General features: G+C 64.8%; 11 protein-coding genes. 2 read left to right on the top strand and 9 right to left on the bottom strand.

Translation table 11 applies throughout. From position 1 onward, the window contains the following. Window positions 1-150 precede the first annotated feature (150 nt). Complete coding sequence (gene acnA / locus LZ586_RS07965; RefSeq protein ID WP_235079346.1) at window positions 151-2,820, top strand: aconitate hydratase AcnA; 2,670 nt, start codon at window positions 151-153, stop codon at window positions 2,818-2,820. A gap of 226 nt (window positions 2,821-3,046) precedes the next feature. After that, window positions 3,047-4,654: a bifunctional GNAT family N-acetyltransferase/carbon-nitrogen hydrolase family protein gene (locus LZ586_RS07970; protein WP_235079347.1), complete on the top strand. Its 1,608-nt coding sequence runs from the start codon at window positions 3,047-3,049 to the stop codon at window positions 4,652-4,654. A 195-nt stretch (window positions 4,655-4,849) separates the two neighbouring features. Here LZ586_RS07970 and LZ586_RS07975 read toward each other — a convergent pair whose 3' ends face one another. The 9 genes from LZ586_RS07975 to LZ586_RS08015 form a co-directional block, all read right to left on the bottom strand. Continuing rightward, complete coding sequence (locus LZ586_RS07975; protein ID WP_235079349.1) at window positions 4,850-5,338, bottom strand: FKBP-type peptidyl-prolyl cis-trans isomerase; 489 nt, start codon at window positions 5,336-5,338, stop codon at window positions 4,850-4,852. Between the two features lie 353 nt (window positions 5,339-5,691). Further along, complete coding sequence (locus tag LZ586_RS07980; RefSeq protein ID WP_235079350.1) at window positions 5,692-6,558, bottom strand: S-methyl-5'-thioadenosine phosphorylase; 867 nt, start codon at window positions 6,556-6,558, stop codon at window positions 5,692-5,694. Next, on the bottom strand, window positions 6,555-7,982 hold the full coding sequence (locus tag LZ586_RS07985; RefSeq protein WP_235079352.1) for an amino acid permease: 1,428 nt from the start codon (window positions 7,980-7,982) through the stop codon (window positions 6,555-6,557). Before LZ586_RS07985 ends, LZ586_RS07980 begins: the two co-directional genes overlap by 4 nt. A 75-nt stretch (window positions 7,983-8,057) precedes the next feature. Beyond that, a complete protein-coding gene (locus tag LZ586_RS07990) occupies window positions 8,058-8,273 on the bottom strand; it encodes a hypothetical protein (protein ID WP_235079354.1) in 216 nt (71 codons plus the stop codon). Next, the gene (locus LZ586_RS07995; protein WP_235079757.1) at window positions 8,261-9,415 is read right to left on the bottom strand and encodes a glycoside hydrolase family 28 protein; all 1,155 of its coding nucleotides are present in this window, start codon (window positions 9,413-9,415) and stop codon (window positions 8,261-8,263) included. The genes LZ586_RS07990 and LZ586_RS07995 overlap by 13 nt, the downstream gene beginning before the upstream one ends. Beyond that, on the bottom strand, window positions 9,415-10,725 hold the full coding sequence (locus LZ586_RS08000) for a polysaccharide lyase family 1 protein (RefSeq protein ID WP_235079356.1): 1,311 nt from the start codon (window positions 10,723-10,725) through the stop codon (window positions 9,415-9,417). Before LZ586_RS08000 ends, LZ586_RS07995 begins: the two co-directional genes overlap by 1 nt. Window positions 10,726-10,782: 57 nt before the next feature. Next, window positions 10,783-14,166, bottom strand: coding sequence for a TonB-dependent receptor domain-containing protein (locus LZ586_RS08005; protein ID WP_235079358.1), 3,384 nt, complete (start codon window positions 14,164-14,166; stop codon window positions 10,783-10,785). A gap of 274 nt (window positions 14,167-14,440) precedes the next feature. After that, a complete protein-coding gene (locus LZ586_RS08010) occupies window positions 14,441-15,472 on the bottom strand; it encodes a LacI family DNA-binding transcriptional regulator (RefSeq protein WP_235079359.1) in 1,032 nt (343 codons plus the stop codon). 82 nt (window positions 15,473-15,554) lie between these two features. Further along, window positions 15,555-17,087: a carboxylesterase/lipase family protein gene (locus tag LZ586_RS08015; RefSeq protein WP_235079758.1), complete on the bottom strand. Its 1,533-nt coding sequence runs from the start codon at window positions 17,085-17,087 to the stop codon at window positions 15,555-15,557. Between the last annotated feature and the right edge of the window lie 7 nt (window positions 17,088-17,094).

The raw sequence follows: 17,094 nt of genomic DNA on the forward strand, positions 1-17,094 counted from the left end.
CCCTCCCCTCCCCTTCCCCCGCACCCCATCCCGCGCTAAGGCCCTCCCGAATCTTCGTATTCAGCTGCCATCCGGCGCGCCCGCGCGGCCCCTTCTGCGGACCCCAGGCGTTCCTCGCCGGAACGATTTAGGGAAGGAACCCGTAGCCCCATGACCGCCATCGGCAACGACACGCTCGGCACTCGCGACACGCTGGATGTCGCCGGCAAGACCTATGCCTTCTACTCGCTGCCCAAGGCCGCGAAGAAGCTGGGCGACATCTCCCGCCTGCCCTTCTCGATGAAGGTGCTGCTGGAGAACATGCTCCGCTTCGAGGACGGCGTCACCGTCACCAGGGACGATGCTCAGGCGCTGGTCGATTGGCAGAAGGACGCCCGCTCGAACCGCGAGATCCAGTATCGCCCGGCCCGCGTGCTGATGCAGGATTTCACCGGCGTTCCCTGCGTGGTCGATCTCGCCGCGATGCGCGACGCGATCACCAAGCTTGGCGGCAACCCGGCCAAGATCAATCCGCAGGTGCCCGTCCACCTCGTCATCGATCACTCGGTGATGGTCGACGAATTCGGCACGCCCAAGGCGTTCGAAGAGAATGTCGCGCTGGAATATGAGCGCAACAACGAACGCTACGAGTTCCTGAAATGGGGCTCCAAGGCGCTCGACAATTTCAAGGTCGTGCCCCCCGGCACCGGCATCTGCCACCAGGTGAACCTCGAATATATCTCGCAGTCGGTCTGGTCGTCGCAGGCGACCGACGGCGCGACGATCGCCTACCCGGATACGCTGGTCGGCACCGACAGCCACACCACGATGGTCAATGGCCTGGGCGTGCTCGGCTGGGGCGTCGGCGGGATCGAGGCGGAGGCCGCGATGCTCGGCCAGCCGGTGTCGATGCTGATCCCCGAAGTCGTCGGCTTCAAGCTGACCGGCGCGCTGGGCGAAGGCATCACCGCCACCGATCTGGTGCTCACCGTCACCCAGATGCTGCGCGCCCGCGGCGTGGTCGGCCGCTTCGTCGAGTTTTACGGCCCGGGCCTCCACGCGATGACGCTCGCCGATCGCGCGACCATCGCCAACATGGCGCCCGAATATGGCGCCACCTGCGGTTTCTTCCCGATCGACGAGAAGACCATGGATTACATGCGTCTCACTGGCCGCCCGGACGAGACGATCGCGCTGGTCGAGGCTTATGCCAAGGCGCAGGGCATGTGGCACGACGTCGACAGCCCCGAGCCGATCTTCACCGACACGCTCGAGCTCGACATGAGCAGCGTGCGTCCGTCGCTCGCCGGCCCGAAGCGTCCGCAGGACCGCGTCAGCCTCGACAGCGTCGACGAGGTGTTCAACGGCGATTTGACCAAGGTCTACAAGAAGGAGCGCGCGGCGGAAGTCGCGGTCGAGGGCGCCGATCACGGCATCCGCGACGGCGACGTGGTGATCGCCGCGATCACTTCGTGCACCAACACCTCGAACCCCTCGGTGCTGATCGCCGCGGGCCTGGTGGCGCGCAAGGCACGCGCGCTCGGCCTCACCCGCAAGCCGTGGGTGAAGACCTCGCTGGCGCCGGGCTCGCAGGTCGTGACCGATTATCTCAACAAGGCCGGCCTGTCCGAGGATCTCGACGCGATCGGCTTCAACCTGGTGGGCTATGGCTGCACCACCTGCATCGGCAATTCCGGACCGCTGGCCGAGCCGATTTCGGCGGCGATCAACGGCAACGACATCGTCGCGGCGTCGGTCCTGTCGGGCAACCGCAACTTCGAGGGCCGCGTGTCGCCCGACGTGCGCGCCAACTTCCTCGCCTCGCCGCCTTTGGTCGTCGCCTATGCATTGAAGGGCACCGTCACCGAGGACATGTACGAGACGCCGATCGGTCAGGGCACCAACGGTCCGGTGTTCCTCAAGGACATCTGGCCGAGCAACGAGGAGGTCCAGGGCCTCATCACCGCCAATATCGACGACGCGATGTTCCGCGCGCGCTACGGCAACGTGTATCTGGGCGACCGTCACTGGCAGGGCATCACCGTGACCGGTTCGGACACCTATAGCTGGCCGACGAGCTCGACCTACATCCACAATCCCCCGTACTTCGAGGGCATGTCGATGACCCCGGCGGCGGTGCAGGACATCGTCGACGCCAAGCCGCTGGCGATCCTGGGTGACAGCATCACCACCGATCACATCTCGCCCGCCGGCTCGATCAAGGCGGACAGCCCTGCGGGGAAATTCCTTCAGGATCATCAGGTTAACCGCAAGGACTTCAACAGCTACGGCGCCCGTCGCGGCAATGACGAAGTCATGGTCCGCGGCACCTTCGCCAACATCCGGATCAAGAACGAAATGGTCCCCGGGATCGAAGGCGGGATGACCAAATATCACGACCAGGTCATGCCGATCTACGACGCCGCGATGCGCCACAAGACCGACGGCACCCCGCTCGTCGTCGTCGCCGGCAAGGAATATGGCACCGGCTCGTCGCGTGACTGGGCGGCGAAGGGCACCAACCTGCTCGGCGTCCGCGCAGTGATCACCGAAAGCTTCGAGCGTATCCACCGCTCGAACCTGGTCGGCATGGGCGTGCTCCCGCTCCAGTTCGCCGAAGGCGTCACGCGCCAGACGCTGCGGCTCGACGGGTCGGAGACCTTCACGATCACCGGCGTGGCATCGCTGCGCCCCCGCCAGGACGTCCAGGTCACGCTCACCCGCAAGGACGGCACCACCGAGACCTTCCAGACCCGCTGCCGGATCGACACCGTCAACGAGCTGGAATATTTCCTCAACGGCGGCATCCTCCATTACGTCCTGCGCAAGCTCGCCGCCTAAGCGAGCGCGAAGCGTACCGAAAAAGGCCGCGGTGGACCTCCACCGCGGCCTTTTTGCATTGCCGCTGCGGCGGCCGGATAGCCCGCTAACCGTCCGTCCGCTCCGGCGCAAAGATCGGCACTCCCGGCTTTTAACGGCTTTGTTGTGTGGATTCAGATGGTAAGGAGGCCGCAGCTGCAGCGTCCCCGCACCTCGGCTCGCCTCGCACCCCATGTGGAGCATCAAGATGTTCAAGAAGAGCCCTGCGACCCTCGAGGTTCGAACGGCTGTCCCCGACGACGTTCCGGGGATCCTGACGCTGATCGGCCAGGCCTATCCCGGATTCGGCAATTACAGCGCCGGTCAGGTCAGCGGCCAGATCAACAACTTTCCCGAAGGCCAGTTCGTCGCGGTCCTTGCAGGCGAGATCGTCGGATATTGCGCGTCGTCGCGCATCGACGAGGCGATCGCGCTGTCGTCCCATGATTGGGCGACGATTACCGGCAACGGCTTCGGAAGTCGCCACGATGCCACCGGAGACTGGTTGTACGGCATCGAAATGGCCGTCGACCAGCGGCAGCGCGGCATGCGCATCGGCAAGCGCTTGTATGAGGCACGCCGCGTGCTGGCCGAGCGGCTGGAACTACGCGGGATCGTCTTTGGCGGACGCATGCCCGGCTACGCCAAGGTCAAGGCCAAGGTGGACGGCCCGGATGACTATCTGGCCCGCGTCGCTGCCGGCGAGTTCCGGGACCAGGTCATCAGCTTCCAACTCGGCAACGGCTTCAAGCCGATCGGCGTGCTCCCGCGATACCTGCCGTCGGACAAGGCTTCGGAGGGCTTCGCCGCGCACATGGTCTGGCGCAATCCGTATGTCGACCCGAACGAGCCCGTTGCTTTCCGCGTGCCCCGGGACGTCGAAAGCGTCCGCCTGGCCACGGTGCAGCTTCAGGCCCGCGCCGTGAAGGATTTCGCCGAGTTCGTCCAGAACGTAGAATATTTCGTCGACGTCGCCGCCGACTACCGCTCGGACTTCGTGGTGTTTCCCGAGCTCTTCACCATGTCGCTTCTGTCGTTCGAGAAGGAGGACCTGTCGCCGATGGAGGCGATCGACCGGATGACCGAGCATCGCGAGCCGATCGTCCAGGAACTCTCCCGCATGGCGCTGCGCTACAACATCAACATCATCGGCGGATCGCACCCGACGCGGACCGAAGACGGCAGCATCCAGAATGTCGCTTATGTCTGCCTGCGCGACGGATCGGTCCACGCGCAGGAAAAGATCCACCCGACGCCCAACGAAGCCTATTGGTGGAAGATCAAGGGCGGCAGTTCGGTGGACGTGATCCAGACCGACATCGGCCCAATCGGCGTCCTCATCTGCTACGACAGCGAGTTCCCCGAGCTTGCGCGCCGGCTGGTCGACGAGGGGGCACGCATCATCTTCGTGCCGTTCTGCACCGACAATCGCCAGGGGTATATGCGGGTGCGCTATTGCGCCCAGGCGCGCGCGATCGAGAACCAGTGCTTCGTCGTGCTCTCCGGAAATGTCGGCAACCTTCCCGGCGTCGACAATATGGACATCCAATATGCGCAGTCCTGCATCCTCACGCCCTGCGACTTCCCCTTCGCCCGCGACGGCATCGCCGCGGAAGCCAGCGAGAATATCGAGACGCTGACGATCGCAGACGTCAACCTCGCCGACCTGACCTGGGCGCGCGCGGAAGGCACGGTCCGCAACCTGGCAGACCGACGTTTCGACCTCTACCGAATCGATTGGAACCGCAGCGCCCCCCGCGATCTCGGCCCGCCCGAGGAAAAGCCCCGCGGCTCGAAGGCCCCCGGCGGCGGCTGAGTTCTACGGGTTACGATGCCGGACAGCGGCAGACAGCCAACCACTTACCCTCTCCCCTCCGGGGAGAGGGCCGGGAAGAGGGGCAGTGCCGCGGATTCACCGCACGCAGCCGCCCACTTCTCCCTCTCCCCTCCGGGGAGAGGGCCGGGGAGAGGGGCAGTGCCGCAAATCCGCGGCGCCTGCCCCAGCGGCCGCTTACTTCCCCTCGATCCCCAGCAATTCGATCTTGAACAGCAGCGTGGACCCGCCCGGGATGGGGCCCTTGCCCTCGGGCCCATAAGCCAGGTCCGAAGGCGAGGCGATTTCGATCGTGTCGCCCACGCCCATCATCGGCACGGCCAGCTGCCAGGCCGGGATCAGCGCTCCCAACGGGAAGGTCGCCGGCTCGCCGCGGGCATAGGAGCTGTCGAATTCGGTGCCGTCGATCAGCGTGCCGGCATAATGGAGCGTCACCGTGTCCTCGACGGTCGGGTGCGCGCCGGTGCCGGTCCCCTTGATCCGCCGCCAGCGCAGCCCGCCCTGCAGCGGCTGCCAGCCGTCGCTCGCCTTGAGCTGCGCCAGTGCCAGCGACTGGCGATTGTGCCACGCCGCATCCTGCGAACGATCCTGCCCGGTCTGCGCCACTGCAAACCCTGCCGCGCCCAGCCCCAGGGCACCGATCACCACCAGCCACGTCTTCTTCACGTCTTGCTTCCTCTCATCTCACGTGCAGGCGACATCCCCGGAAAGCCGCCGGCTTGCAATGTAGGATTTGCAGTGCTTCGCTTTGGAAGCGCTCTTTCTCACCGTCGAAGACCCCCGCCAGCCGCGGCTCGCCCAAGCCGGGACGAGGCCCGCGATGCCTTATGGTTCACTGCGTCGGAAGCCATAGGGGCACCACGCCCCAAGGCCGATTTTCACGTCGAAACCGTCAACCAACCAAGAGGTTGGTTGGCGGAATCGAATTGCCTTTGTTTTCAGTGCGGCGATACCCTCGCCAGACCGCAACTTTCTCAACTTCACCAGGGCCTCGGAAGCCCTGCGAACCAATATTGCCGCTAGCGGAGAACCCGCCCGGCAACGGCATCCAGCTTCGCCAGCAGCGCCGGGTCGCGCGCTTTGGGCGCCGTAATCAGCGCCGTATCCAGGCACGTATCGATCGGCGACTCGGGCCGCACTTCCGGAAGCCCGCGCAGCAGATGCCTCACCAGCCCGCGCGCCTTGGCTGCGTTTGCCGAAAGCTGCGCGATCACCTGCGCCACGTCGACCGCCGCCTCGTCCTCGCGCCAGCAGTCATAATCGGTGACCATGCCCACCAGCGCATAAGGCAGCTCGGCCTCGCGCGCGAGCTTGGCCTCGGGCATCGCCGTCATGCCGATCAGGTCGCAGCCCCACCTGCGATACAGGTTGCTCTCGGCGCGCGTGGAGAATTGCGGCCCCTCCATCGCCAGATATGTCCCGCCCTCATGCACCTGCGCACCGGCAGCGCGCGCCGCGCCGGCCGCGAGTCCCGAAAGCCGCGGACACACCGGATCGGCCATCGATACGTGCGCGACCATACCGCTCCCGAAAAAGCTCGAGGGCCGCCCTTTGGTCCGGTCGATGAACTGGTCGACGATCGTGAAGCTGCCCGGCGGCCGATCCTCGGCCAGGCTCCCGACCGAGGAGATGGCGAGCACATCGGTCACGCCGACTCGCTTCAGCGCGTCGATATTGGCGCGTGCGTTCAGTTCGGACGGGCTGATCCGGTGCCCCCGGCCGTGCCGCGGCAGGAAGACGACGCGAACAGGGCCTATCCGGCCGCGAAACAGCGCGTCGGACGGCGCGCCCCAGGGGCTCGCCACCTCGACCCATTCGCCATCCTCGATACCCTCGACATCGTACAGGCCCGAGCCGCCGATGATCCCGATCGTCCAGCCGCTCACGCTGCCGCCTTGTCCACGTTGCGGCGCGAATAGGCGAAATAGACGCCCAGCCCGATCACGTTCCAGATCCCGAACAGCAGCTGGGTTTGGCCCGGCAGGCTGACGAACAGATACAGGCAGCCGAAGATCGCGCCGAGGCCGACCAGCCACGCTGCCGGCGCGCGGAACGGCCGCACTGCGTTCGGTGCCCGCCGCCGCATCACCAGCATGCAAAGCCCCACCGCCGCAAAGGCCGTCAGCGTACCGGCATTGGCCAGTGCCGCGATCTCGTCGATCGGGAAGAAGGCCGCGAAAAAGGTCACCACGCAGGCGGTGAAGATCGTGATCCGCACCGGCGTCCCCCGCCGCGACACCCGCGCCAGGCTCTCGGGCAGCATGCGGTCGCGGGCCATCACGAAGAAGATGCGGCTCTGACCATAAAGGAAGGCCAGGATCACCGTCGGCAGCGCGATCACGGCCGAGGCGGCGAGCACGGTCGCAGTGAAGGGCTGGCCGATCTGGCGCAGTATCAGCGCCAGCGGCTCGGGGCTGTCGGCGAAGCGCGTATAGCTCAGCGCGCCGACCGCGGTGACCGCCACGACCATGTAGATGACGACGCAGACGAGCATCGATCCGACAATGCCGATGGCGAGATCGCGGCTCGGGTTCTTGGCTTCCTCCGCCGCGGTCGAGATCGCGTCGAAGCCATAGAAAGCGAAGAAGATGATCGCCGCCGCCGCCATCACCCCGCGCTCGACGCCGTCGCCGCTCAAATGCTTGGAAAAGCCGAAGGGGGCGAACGGCTCCAGATTGGCCGCGTCGAAATAGGGCAGCGCCACCGCCACGAAGATCGCGAGCGCGATCAGCTTCACCACCACCAGGATCGCGTTGAGCGTCGCGCTCTCCCGGGTGCCGACGATCAGCAGCCCTGCGACGATGGCGACGATCGCCAGCGCGGGGACGTTCACGCCCCACTCGGCGATCGCGCCGTTCAGCATCACCGGTCCGTGCGTCAGTGCCGCCGGCAAATGGATGCCCAGCCCGTGCAGGAAGCCGGTGGTATAGCCCGACCAGCCCACTGCCACGGTCGCCACCACCAGCGTATATTCGGCCAGCAGGCTCCACCCCACCACCCAGGCGACGACTTCGCCGAGCACCGAATAGCTATAGGTATAGGCGCTGCCCGATGCCGGGATCATCGTCGCCATCTCGGCATAAGCCAGCGCCGCGCAGGCGCAGATCGCCCCGGCGATCGCGAAGGACAGGATCACCGCCGGCCCCGCGCGGTCCGCGCCGACGCCGATCAGCGTCAGGATGCCCGTGCCGACGATCGCGCCGACGCCCAGTGCGACGAGATGCGGCCACGACAAGGTGCGCTGGAGCCGATGTTCGGGCGGCCGCTCATGATCCGCGACGATCGGCTTCAAACGAAACAGGCTGGCCATCCACAATCCCCTCTTGTTGGGATTGGTGATAGCGCGAAGCCCGCTAGGCGCAATCCGCCCGGTCGTGACAGTCGATCAACGGCGCAGCTTCGCTCCTCGCTCGCTGGTCACCGCCGCGCCCTCGGACGCGGTCACTTCCAGGCCGCGCGCATCCACTTCGGCATGGCGGAACAGCATGCCGCGCTTCGATTGGATGCGGACATTCTTGAAGGTCACGGCCTCGATCCCCCGTTCGGGCAGGCCGACGACGATGCCCGCCCGCTCGGCGCCGGTGGCAGTCAGTCCGTCCACGGTGACGTTGCGGATCCACGGCGTGCTGTTTCGCTTATAGGGCTGCGCCGGATCGCTGTCGGCCGATAGATCTGGTGGCCGAGAACGAATCCGCCCTTGGCCTTGAGCGTCGCGGCGACGGCTTCCTCGTCATAGCCCGCGCCCTCGTAATAGCTGGAGAAGACGATCGGCGTCTCGACATCGGTCATGCGGTTGTTGCGGAACACGATATCCTGCACCACCCCGCCACGCCCCCGCGGCGTCTTGATCCGGATGCCATACATCGCGCCGTCCAGTTCATTGTCCTCGATCAGCACGTTGCGGACGCCGCCCACCGTCTCGCTGCCGATGCAGATGCCGCGCCCGGCCTTGCCGCGATTACCGCGGATCACGATGTTCTCCACTGCCGCGTCGGGCCGCGCCGGGTTGGCCTTGAGCGATTTGATCGCCACCACGTCGTCGCCGGTGTCGAACCAATTCTCTTCGATCAGCACGTTGCGCACGTCGATCGGATCGATTGCGTCGGTGTTCGGCGAATGCGCCATCGCCACGAAGGCCATGCCGCGCACTGCGATGTCCTCGCTGTCCTTCAGCACCAGGTGGAAGCTCGGCGAATTGTAGAGGCCCACGCCTTCGAACACGAGATTGCGGCTGCGCACGGCATGCACCAGCCGCGGCCGATTGGTGCCGCCCCCCTTGCGGTTCTGGCGTGCCTGCGCCCGCCAGCGATCCCACCATGCCGAGCCCTGTCCGTCGATCCGCCCCTTGCCCGTGATCGCGACATTCTCGGCATCGGCAATGTTGATCAGCGCGATCCAGTCGACATTGGTGACATAGGCCCTGGTAGCCGCCGTGACCTTGTACGATGCCTCGTCGGTGATCCCGACCAGCTCGGAATTGGCGGCGAGATGCAGGTCGATGTTCGATTTCAGGAAGATGGGTCCGATCAGATATTCGCCGCGCGGCACTTCGACTCGCCCGCCGCCCTTGGCCGCGCAATCGTCGATGGCGCGTTGAAACGCCTGCGTATCCAGGAACACCCGCGTGCCCTTGACGCCATAGTCGGTGACGATGCAGGTCCGCGCCGCGGGCTTGAGCGTAGCTTGGGCGGCAGCATTATTCGGCAGTGCCGCCAGTGCCAGCAGGGTGAGGCCCAGTCGCATCACAGCTTTTCTCCCGCCAGCTCCGCGAGCCATTCCTCAAGATTGGTATAGCCGTCGCCGTTCCGGTCCGCAGCGCCATCGCTGGCGTTGCCAGGGTTCAACCCATGCCGGCGCTCCCACGCATCGGGAATGCCGTCGCCGTCATTGTCTCGCGGTGCCGCGCTGCTCTTGAGCACCGGCCAGCCCCCCACCTCGCGCTGGCTGTCGATCTGCCTTCCGGTGCGGTCCCGCACGCCGCGAACGATTGCCAGGTCGACGCTGTCGCGCGGCCTAGATGCCCCCGCGCCGCTCAGCACCTTGGCATAGGATGCAGCAGCCGCTTCGGGCCGCACGGGTGCCACGTCGATCGGCGCACTAAGCCGATAGCCCTCGGGCTGCACGCCGGTCACCAGGCTCCATGGATCGGAGGGGACCGTGCCGTTCATGCTGTTGCCCGCGAAATAGGCCTTGGCCAGCACGTTCGATTCCTCGAACGCCATATTCTTCTTCGATTGCGGTCCGGCGATGTAGCTGTTGTCGACGAAATTGTAGCGGGCCAGCGTCGCCTTGTCGGCATTGTAGCCCGACCGGCTGCCGCCCCAATTGTAGAAGACGTTCGAACGGAAGTCGAAGAACGCACCCTCAGGATCGACATCGGGTCCGCTGTAATTGCCGGGCCGCGGCATCCGCGCAGCATGGTTGGCCCATAGATTGTGGTGGAAGCTGACGCGGGCGCCCCGCCCGCCCCGGATCAGACTGCCATAGCCATGCTCGCCCTTGGCGTGGAGCGAATGGGTGAGTGAATCGGCGATCACCGACCATTGCACGGTAAGGTCGTAGAAACCCTGATCGGGCTTGGTGTAGTTGGCGGATGCCGACAGCGTCTCGTCGACCGACCAGCTCGCCGAGACATGGTCGAGGATGATGCGGCGGCCGCCCTGGATCCAGATCGCATCGGCCTCGCTCTTGGACTCGTCGCCCAGCCGCGAGCGAAGATAGCGGATCACGACGTCGTCGGCATCGATCTCCAGGGTGTGATCGCGAAGGGTGATGCCGTCGCCGGGTGCCGATTGGCCCGCAATCGTCACGCGCCCTTCACGGATACGCAGCGGCTTCGCCAACTTGATCGTGCCCGAGACGCGAAACAGGATGGTGCGCGGCCCCTTCGCCTCGACCGCGGCGCGCAGGCTTCCCGGCCCGCTATCCTCCAAATTCGTGACGTAGATCACCTGTCCGCCACGTCCGCCTTGAGAGAAGCGCCCAGCGCCCTCCGCAGCTGGAAAGGCAAGCTGGGTCGGTCCGGCAAGGGCAAGCAAGGCAAGCGTCAGCATCGGCCATTCTCGATCAGGTAGCGCGGGCGGCGACGGCTGCCGCCGCCCGCAAGTTTCTCAGAAGATCAGGCGAAGCCCGCCGGTGATGATGCGGCCAGTGCTGGCATAAGTCTGCGTCACCGGACTGTCGGCATACATCGTGCGATACTGAGTCTCGTTGGTCAGGTTGCGGCCTTCGATCGTCAGCTTGGCAAACTTGGTGACGTTGAACGCCAAGGCCACGTCGACGTTGAGCTGGTTCTCATTGTAGCCGAAGTCGCTGATCACCGGCGAGTTGCACGCCGCCCCTGCATTGGTGTCGATCCCCACCGAGCAGGTCCCGCTGGAGAGCGGGAAGCGGTTCACATAGCGCGTGCGATACGCGCCCGACACGCGCGCCGACCACAGGCTGTTCTCGTAATAGAGCGTCGCGTTGAACGAGTCCGGCGAGGTGTTGAGGAACGGCCCCTCCGCGAAGGTGTTCAGCGCGGTCCCGTTGGCACCCGTCTGGCGCGTTCCGAGCGCCGAGCCCGTGAGATAGTTGAGGCTCGACTCGATATGCGTGTAGTTGGCGGTGATGCCCATCTTGTCGAACGGCGCCGGCAAGAACCAGAAATCGGTCTGCACATTGACTTCGACGCCCTTGATGTCGCCGCCCGGCGCATCCTGGAACTGCCGCACCGCCCAGGTGCCACCACGCTGCGTATAGGCCAGCAGCGTCGGGCTGGTGATCGTGCTGAGGACCTGCGCGTAGACCGCCGGCTCGAACACCGAAGACAAAGGCGCCTCAAGTGCAATCTGCTGCGGGAAGGATGCGATGTCCTTCTTGAACAGCGTGACTGCGACCAGACCGTTGTTCCGGAAATACTTTTCGAAGCTCAGGTCGAGGTTGGTCGCCCGGAACGGGTTCAGATAGGGATTGCCTACCGTCACCGCCGGAGCCGCGCCCGCGGCGTTGAGCCCGGTTGCGAAGGATGTGGTGCCCGGCGTCAGGCTGGCGAGCTGTGGACGCGAGATGACCTCTGCAGCGGCGAAGCGGATCAGGAAGTCGTCGGCGACTTCCCAATTCGCGTTCATCGACGGCAGCCAATCCCAATATTCATTGCGTGCCGTGACCGGGAACCCGGCCACGCCGTCGGTTCCGCCGACATTGCCCTGGCCCGTCACCTGGGTGTTCGCGACGCGCATGCCGACATTACCGCGCAGCGGCCGCCCCAGCAGCCGGACATTATAGTCGACCTGGAAATAGCCCGACGCATCCCGCTCCTGAACCGAGTTGCGCTGGCGCCCGTCCGCCACGGCACGGAAATCGCCCCATTTGTTGACGCAGTTGCAGTCGATGCCGAACTGGTTGACGAACTTGTTGAGGTCCGGCGCGTAATAAGATGTCGGCGTACCCTCCGACACCTGAAGCCCCTGGCCGAAGCCGACGGTCTGGCCGAGATCGGTGATCTGCAGCCCAGCCTCCTGCAGCGTCGGATTGATCGCCTCGATATCCTGGCTTCGCCGCCCCTGATCGGCCTCATATTTGAAGCGCTTGAAGGTGCCACCGAACTTGATCGACATTTCGGGCAGCGCTTCGAACGTGAAGTTCATCCGGGCCACGCGGAATTCATTGTCCACCTGGTTGTTGAAGTAGCGGATGGTCGACAAGCCCTTGACCAGCGACCAGCTCCCCGGGTTCGCCACGTCGAAGCCCGGGCTGAAGATCGGCATCTCGCCGCCGCCGCGATCGTCGAAGGTATAGCCATCGCGGTCAATCGCGTTGAACTCCGCGAGCAGCCCTGTGGCGCGGAACTCGGATTTCGACCAGCCGAGCGTCGCGTCGTAGAAGAAGCCGTCGGCAATGTCCTGATGAACGTTCAGGGTCACTTGCTTGAAGTCGGTGCGTCCGTATTGCGCGTCGGTCGAGCTGCGCCAGTCGACATCGTCGAGTACCAGATAATCGGCCTGGTTCGCGCCGTTCACGTTAGCGGCGCGGATCTTGGTGTTCGGGCGGCCGATCAGCTCGTTGTAGAAGCCCGTCTGGTTCGCCGTGGCGACATAGCCCGGCGATCGCGGATTATTATAATAATCGAACGGATTGAGATTGTTCGGGTTCATCGAGTTGAGGAAGCCGGGCAGCACCACGTTGCCGCTGGCAGTTCCGTCGCAGTCGATCGCGGCGCTGGGAACGCAATTTCCATACAGTGCGACGCGATCGGCATTGCCATTGGTCGTGCCTGGCGCGCGCAGGCCGGCGGTTCCGGTCTGCTGGGCCCGCACATTGGTGCCGTTGCGGTTGAGGCCGATCGTGGTGATGCCCGTCGTCTCGCTGCCCTGATCATAGCGTGAAAAGACGCCGTCCAGCGTGATCTCAGTATGGTCGCTCGGCTTCCACTGGGCTGTGGCCGTAGCGCCGACGCGTTCATAAGAGAGGAACTGGCGGCCGACCGACGCCAATGCCGGGATGATCGTGGTCGGCGTGATCAGCGAATATGCCGCCGGATCCGAGCCGAAGGTCGGGCCAGTCCCGCCGGGCCGTGCGAAGCCATAGGTGTTCGGCGTAACGCCGTTGATCAGCGAATTCCGATAAGTGTACTCGAACGAGCCGATCGAGCGATTGTAGCGGTCAATCTGCTGCTCCTGCTTCTGATAGGCTCCCGACACCAACAGACCGAAATTGTCAGTGACGTGGACCGACGCCAAGCCCGTGAAGCGCGGGTTCCAGCTCTTGCCGTTCTCACGATATTCGGCTTCGGCACCGAGCGCGAAGCGATTGGTCTTGTACGCCAGCGGCCGACCCGTGGTGAGATCGATGATCGCACCCAGCGATCCTTCGTCATTTTCCGCGGCAGTCGACTTGGTGATCTTGATCCCGCCGAAAAGCTCGGAGGCGAAGGTGTTGAAGTCGAACCCGCGCGAGCGGTTGGCACCGGCATCGGACGAGCTCCCGCCCGCGACGTTCTGGGCATCCGCGCCGTTCAGGCGCACCATCTGGAAGTCGCCGCCAAGGCCGCGAACGGTGATCGAGCGTCCCTCGCCATTGTCGCGGTCGATCGAGACGCCTGGCAGGCGCTGAATCGATTCGGCCAAATTCGCGTCGGGGAAGTCGGCAATGTCTTCGGCAGTGATCGCATCGACGATCTGGTTCGACCGCCGCTTAACGTTCAGCGCATCCTGCAATGAGGCGCGGAAGCCGGTGACGACGATCTCGTCGCCCGCCGCGGGGCCGCTTTCGATCTCGCCCTGCGATTCGTTCTGCGTCGGGCTCGGCGCATCTTGCGAGGTCGTGGCCGCTGGGCCGCTGCTCTGCGCCGCGCTTGCCGTTTGTAGGAGCGCCACAACTTCCTGCGCGCTGGCAGGGGCTGCCATCACCATCGCCATGCTCAGCACCCCGGAGGCCGTCGTCGTCCGCAGGGTGTGCGTGGTCATGCAGCTGGCGATGCCGCCGTGCCGCCGCCCTTTGAATTCGTGAAACATGGATCCTCCCAGCCGATGGTTTTCGGCACGGGACGCTGCACTTGGCGGAATGGAAATGGGTGCGGCCAACAGGCCACGCAGGCACGACCACGCCCCGCTTTCAAGCCACCTCCTAAACCACCCGCGGCTCTATCGGCCGCTGAGTGCAGGCATCACTACGCACCTGTTGACGCTGATCTTTCCGATTCGGAGCACCAATGTCAACCGGTGTCATTCCAACTTTGGTTGCTATCCTGTCTTGCGACAAGGCTGCAACGACGATGGCCGTCCGGCGTCAGCCTTCGCGGGGTGGCGACACCGACGCCCGATGGATCAGGGTCGATGGAAACAGCGACGGCTCTTCGACTGCCTGATCGTCGCCGAAGAAATCCGTCAACAATTTCAACGCCGCAGATCGTGCCATCGAAATGATCGGCCAATGTACCGTCGTCATCGGCGGCCAGATGTGGCTCGCGATCGCAGTATCATCGAAGCCGATGATCGACAGGTCTTCGGGCACGTTCATCCCCCGCCTGCGGGCAGCATGAAGCGTCGCTGCCGCCATCTCGTCATTGGACGCGAAAATGGCGGTCGGGCGGGGCGACAGGTCGAGCAGACGATCGGCTGCAGCAAGGCCTGTTTCGAACGTGTAGTTGCCATCGGCGATCAGGCTACGGGGCAGCTTGATGCCTGCCGCGACCAGTGCCTCCTCGAAGCCCTTGCGTCGCTCGCGTGCCGAGCGGAACCCATGTGGCCCCGCGATCAGCCCGATGCGGCGGTGCCCGAGCGACACCAAGTGAGCGACCGCGTCGCGAACGACCTCGGCATCGTTGGATGCCACCATGTGCTCGGCCGTGTCGAGCGTTGCGGATCCCATGCGGACATAGCGGATTCCGAGTTCGCGGCAGAGATCGGCCACCATCTCGTTTTCGGAAACCGGCGGCAGGAACATGACCCCGTAAAGCCGCTGCCGTTCCAGAAAGGCGCGGATATCCTGGAGCATGGTCGAAGATCCGCGATCGATCGGGCGCACGATCAGCTCGAATTCAGTATCGCGCATCGCCTCCAGCATGCCGGCCTGCACGTTCATCACCATCTGAGCATTGGGATTGTCGTGGATCAGGCCAATCAGGAAGTTGTGTCGCAATGCCAAGCCTCTGGCCTGGACGTTCGGCACATAGCCGATCTCCGCGATAACCTGCTCTACCTTTGCGCGGGTCGCTCCGTTCAACAACGGCGATCGGTTGATCACGCGGCTGACGGTCTTTTTCGAAACGCCGGCAAGCCGCGCGACATCGTTGATGGTGGGCTTGCCCTGGCTGTTCATGGCAGCACGCTAATCGGTGATCGCCGCCAAGGCAATTTGTCCCGGGGACAACCGCTTGCTTAGAACTCGGCTCCAGGCCGTGTTAGCTGCCTGGCTGGATATACGGAGCTCGGGCGAACAGTTCCCGCTCCCATTTGCGTGGATCGTCGATGGTGCGGCTGTGGATGTCGAACACCATCGTAGCACGTTCCGGCACCCCATAGCGCGACCAGGTTGGAACGCCCCTGCCATTCGGATTGCCGCTGCGTGCAAGATTGGCAAAGGCAGCCATCATCTGGCGGCTGACCTTGTGCGACGCGGCGCCGGTGCCGCTGATCGAACCCTGAGCACCCAGCGTGCCGAACACCAACGGAATGTCGGCAGTATGCGGTGCCCCCCGTTCCGGCTGGACGGGCGACTGGAAGTCGAGCTGATAGACCCAGGTCGCCTGCGCTCCGGCATTGGCGCGGGCATCCGCTTCGATCACCTGGCCCGGCCAGCTGCGGCCCGCCGTCGTCGCGCGGTAGAAGATGTCGGTCGGAGTGTCGTCGGGGAAGTGTGCTCGATATTGCGCGGCGATCCACTCGGGCAGCAAATCTATCTTGATCTCCGGGGCGATCCGCTGTGCCAGATTGTCCCAGCCGAGCCCGCGCACCTTCTCCGAATTCGGCGGAATGAACGCCTTGGTCTCGTCCCGGGTGTTTCCGAGGATCATAGGAATCGTGTTGGACTGGGGGTTAGGATCGGGCCAGAACGGATGGCGGTGCAGCCATTGCATGTCGAGTACTGGACCGAAGTAGAGCGCGCCGCTCATGATCGGGTCGGGAGTCTGCAGACCCTCCACCAACCGCTCGACAGGCAAGGTCAACAAGGGCGAGAGATCGCTCTCCTTCACGCTCAGGCCTGCAAGATAGGCCTGGGCGCGGCGCGTGGCGTTGATCGGTCCGGACGCGGTAACCTGCTGGCCGCTCATCGTTGCTGCGGCGTGGAACAGACCTTTCGCGGCGGGCATGCCCATCAGCGTCGCGATTTTTCCGCCGCCTCCGGATTGGCCGAATGGCATTATTTTTTTTGGGTTGCCGCCGAAGTTGGCGATGTTGCCGCGGAGCCAGTGTAATGCGAGGACCAGATCGAGCTGGCCGGCATTGCCGCTGTCGGGGAAGCGGGGATCGAGACGGGCGAGGTAGAGATAGCCCAAGGCATTGAGACGGTGGTTTATTGTCACCACCACCACGTCCTCGGTCGCTGCGAGGACGGCACCGTCGTTGAGGGGGTCGGTGACGCTTCCGTTCGAATAAGCACCGCCATGAATGTACACCATCACCGGGCGGCGTGCGGTTAAGTTGGCATCGGGGGTCCAAATGTTGAGGAACAGGCACTCCTCGGCCTGCGGACGATAGGGCCCGCGCTGCGGGCAGACCGGGCCGAAGGCGTGCGCAGGACGGATAACCCCAGGTGTGGCGATCGGCACGGGCGCCTGAAATCGCGGGGCATGGCCGTACTGGATCCCGAGGAAGCGCTGGACGCCGCCGACCCGGTCGCCCTCGAACGTGCCCGCCGGTGCGCGCACCAAAGGAGCGGTAGCGGACCAAGCTCGCCCGGGCAGCGCTGCCGCCGCCAGCCCGGACGCGAGCATCGTCCGC

The sequence above is a fragment of the Sphingomonas sp. S2-65 genome, from assembly GCF_021513175.1.
GTDB lineage: Bacteria > Pseudomonadota > Alphaproteobacteria > Sphingomonadales > Sphingomonadaceae > Sphingomonas.

What these genes read in the sequence shown, in the direction of transcription:
- LZ586_RS08005 (WP_235079358.1), bottom strand. Translation starts at nt 14,166, where the DNA reads ATGTTTCACGAATTCAAAGGGCGGCGGCACGGCGGCATCGCCAGCTGC.
- LZ586_RS07970 (WP_235079347.1), top strand. Translation starts at nt 3,047, where the DNA reads ATGTTCAAGAAGAGCCCTGCGACCCTCGAGGTTCGAACGGCTGTCCCC.
- LZ586_RS08010 (WP_235079359.1), bottom strand. Translation starts at nt 15,472, where the DNA reads ATGAACAGCCAGGGCAAGCCCACCATCAACGATGTCGCGCGGCTTGCC.
- LZ586_RS07995 (WP_235079757.1), bottom strand. Translation starts at nt 9,415, where the DNA reads ATGCGACTGGGCCTCACCCTGCTGGCACTGGCGGCACTGCCGAATAAT.
- acnA (WP_235079346.1), top strand. Translation starts at nt 151, where the DNA reads ATGACCGCCATCGGCAACGACACGCTCGGCACTCGCGACACGCTGGAT.
- LZ586_RS08000 (WP_235079356.1), bottom strand. Translation starts at nt 10,725, where the DNA reads ATGCTGACGCTTGCCTTGCTTGCCCTTGCCGGACCGACCCAGCTTGCC.
- LZ586_RS08015 (WP_235079758.1), bottom strand. Translation starts at nt 17,087, where the DNA reads ATGCTCGCGTCCGGGCTGGCGGCGGCAGCGCTGCCCGGGCGAGCTTGG.
- LZ586_RS07985 (WP_235079352.1), bottom strand. Translation starts at nt 7,982, where the DNA reads ATGGCCAGCCTGTTTCGTTTGAAGCCGATCGTCGCGGATCATGAGCGG.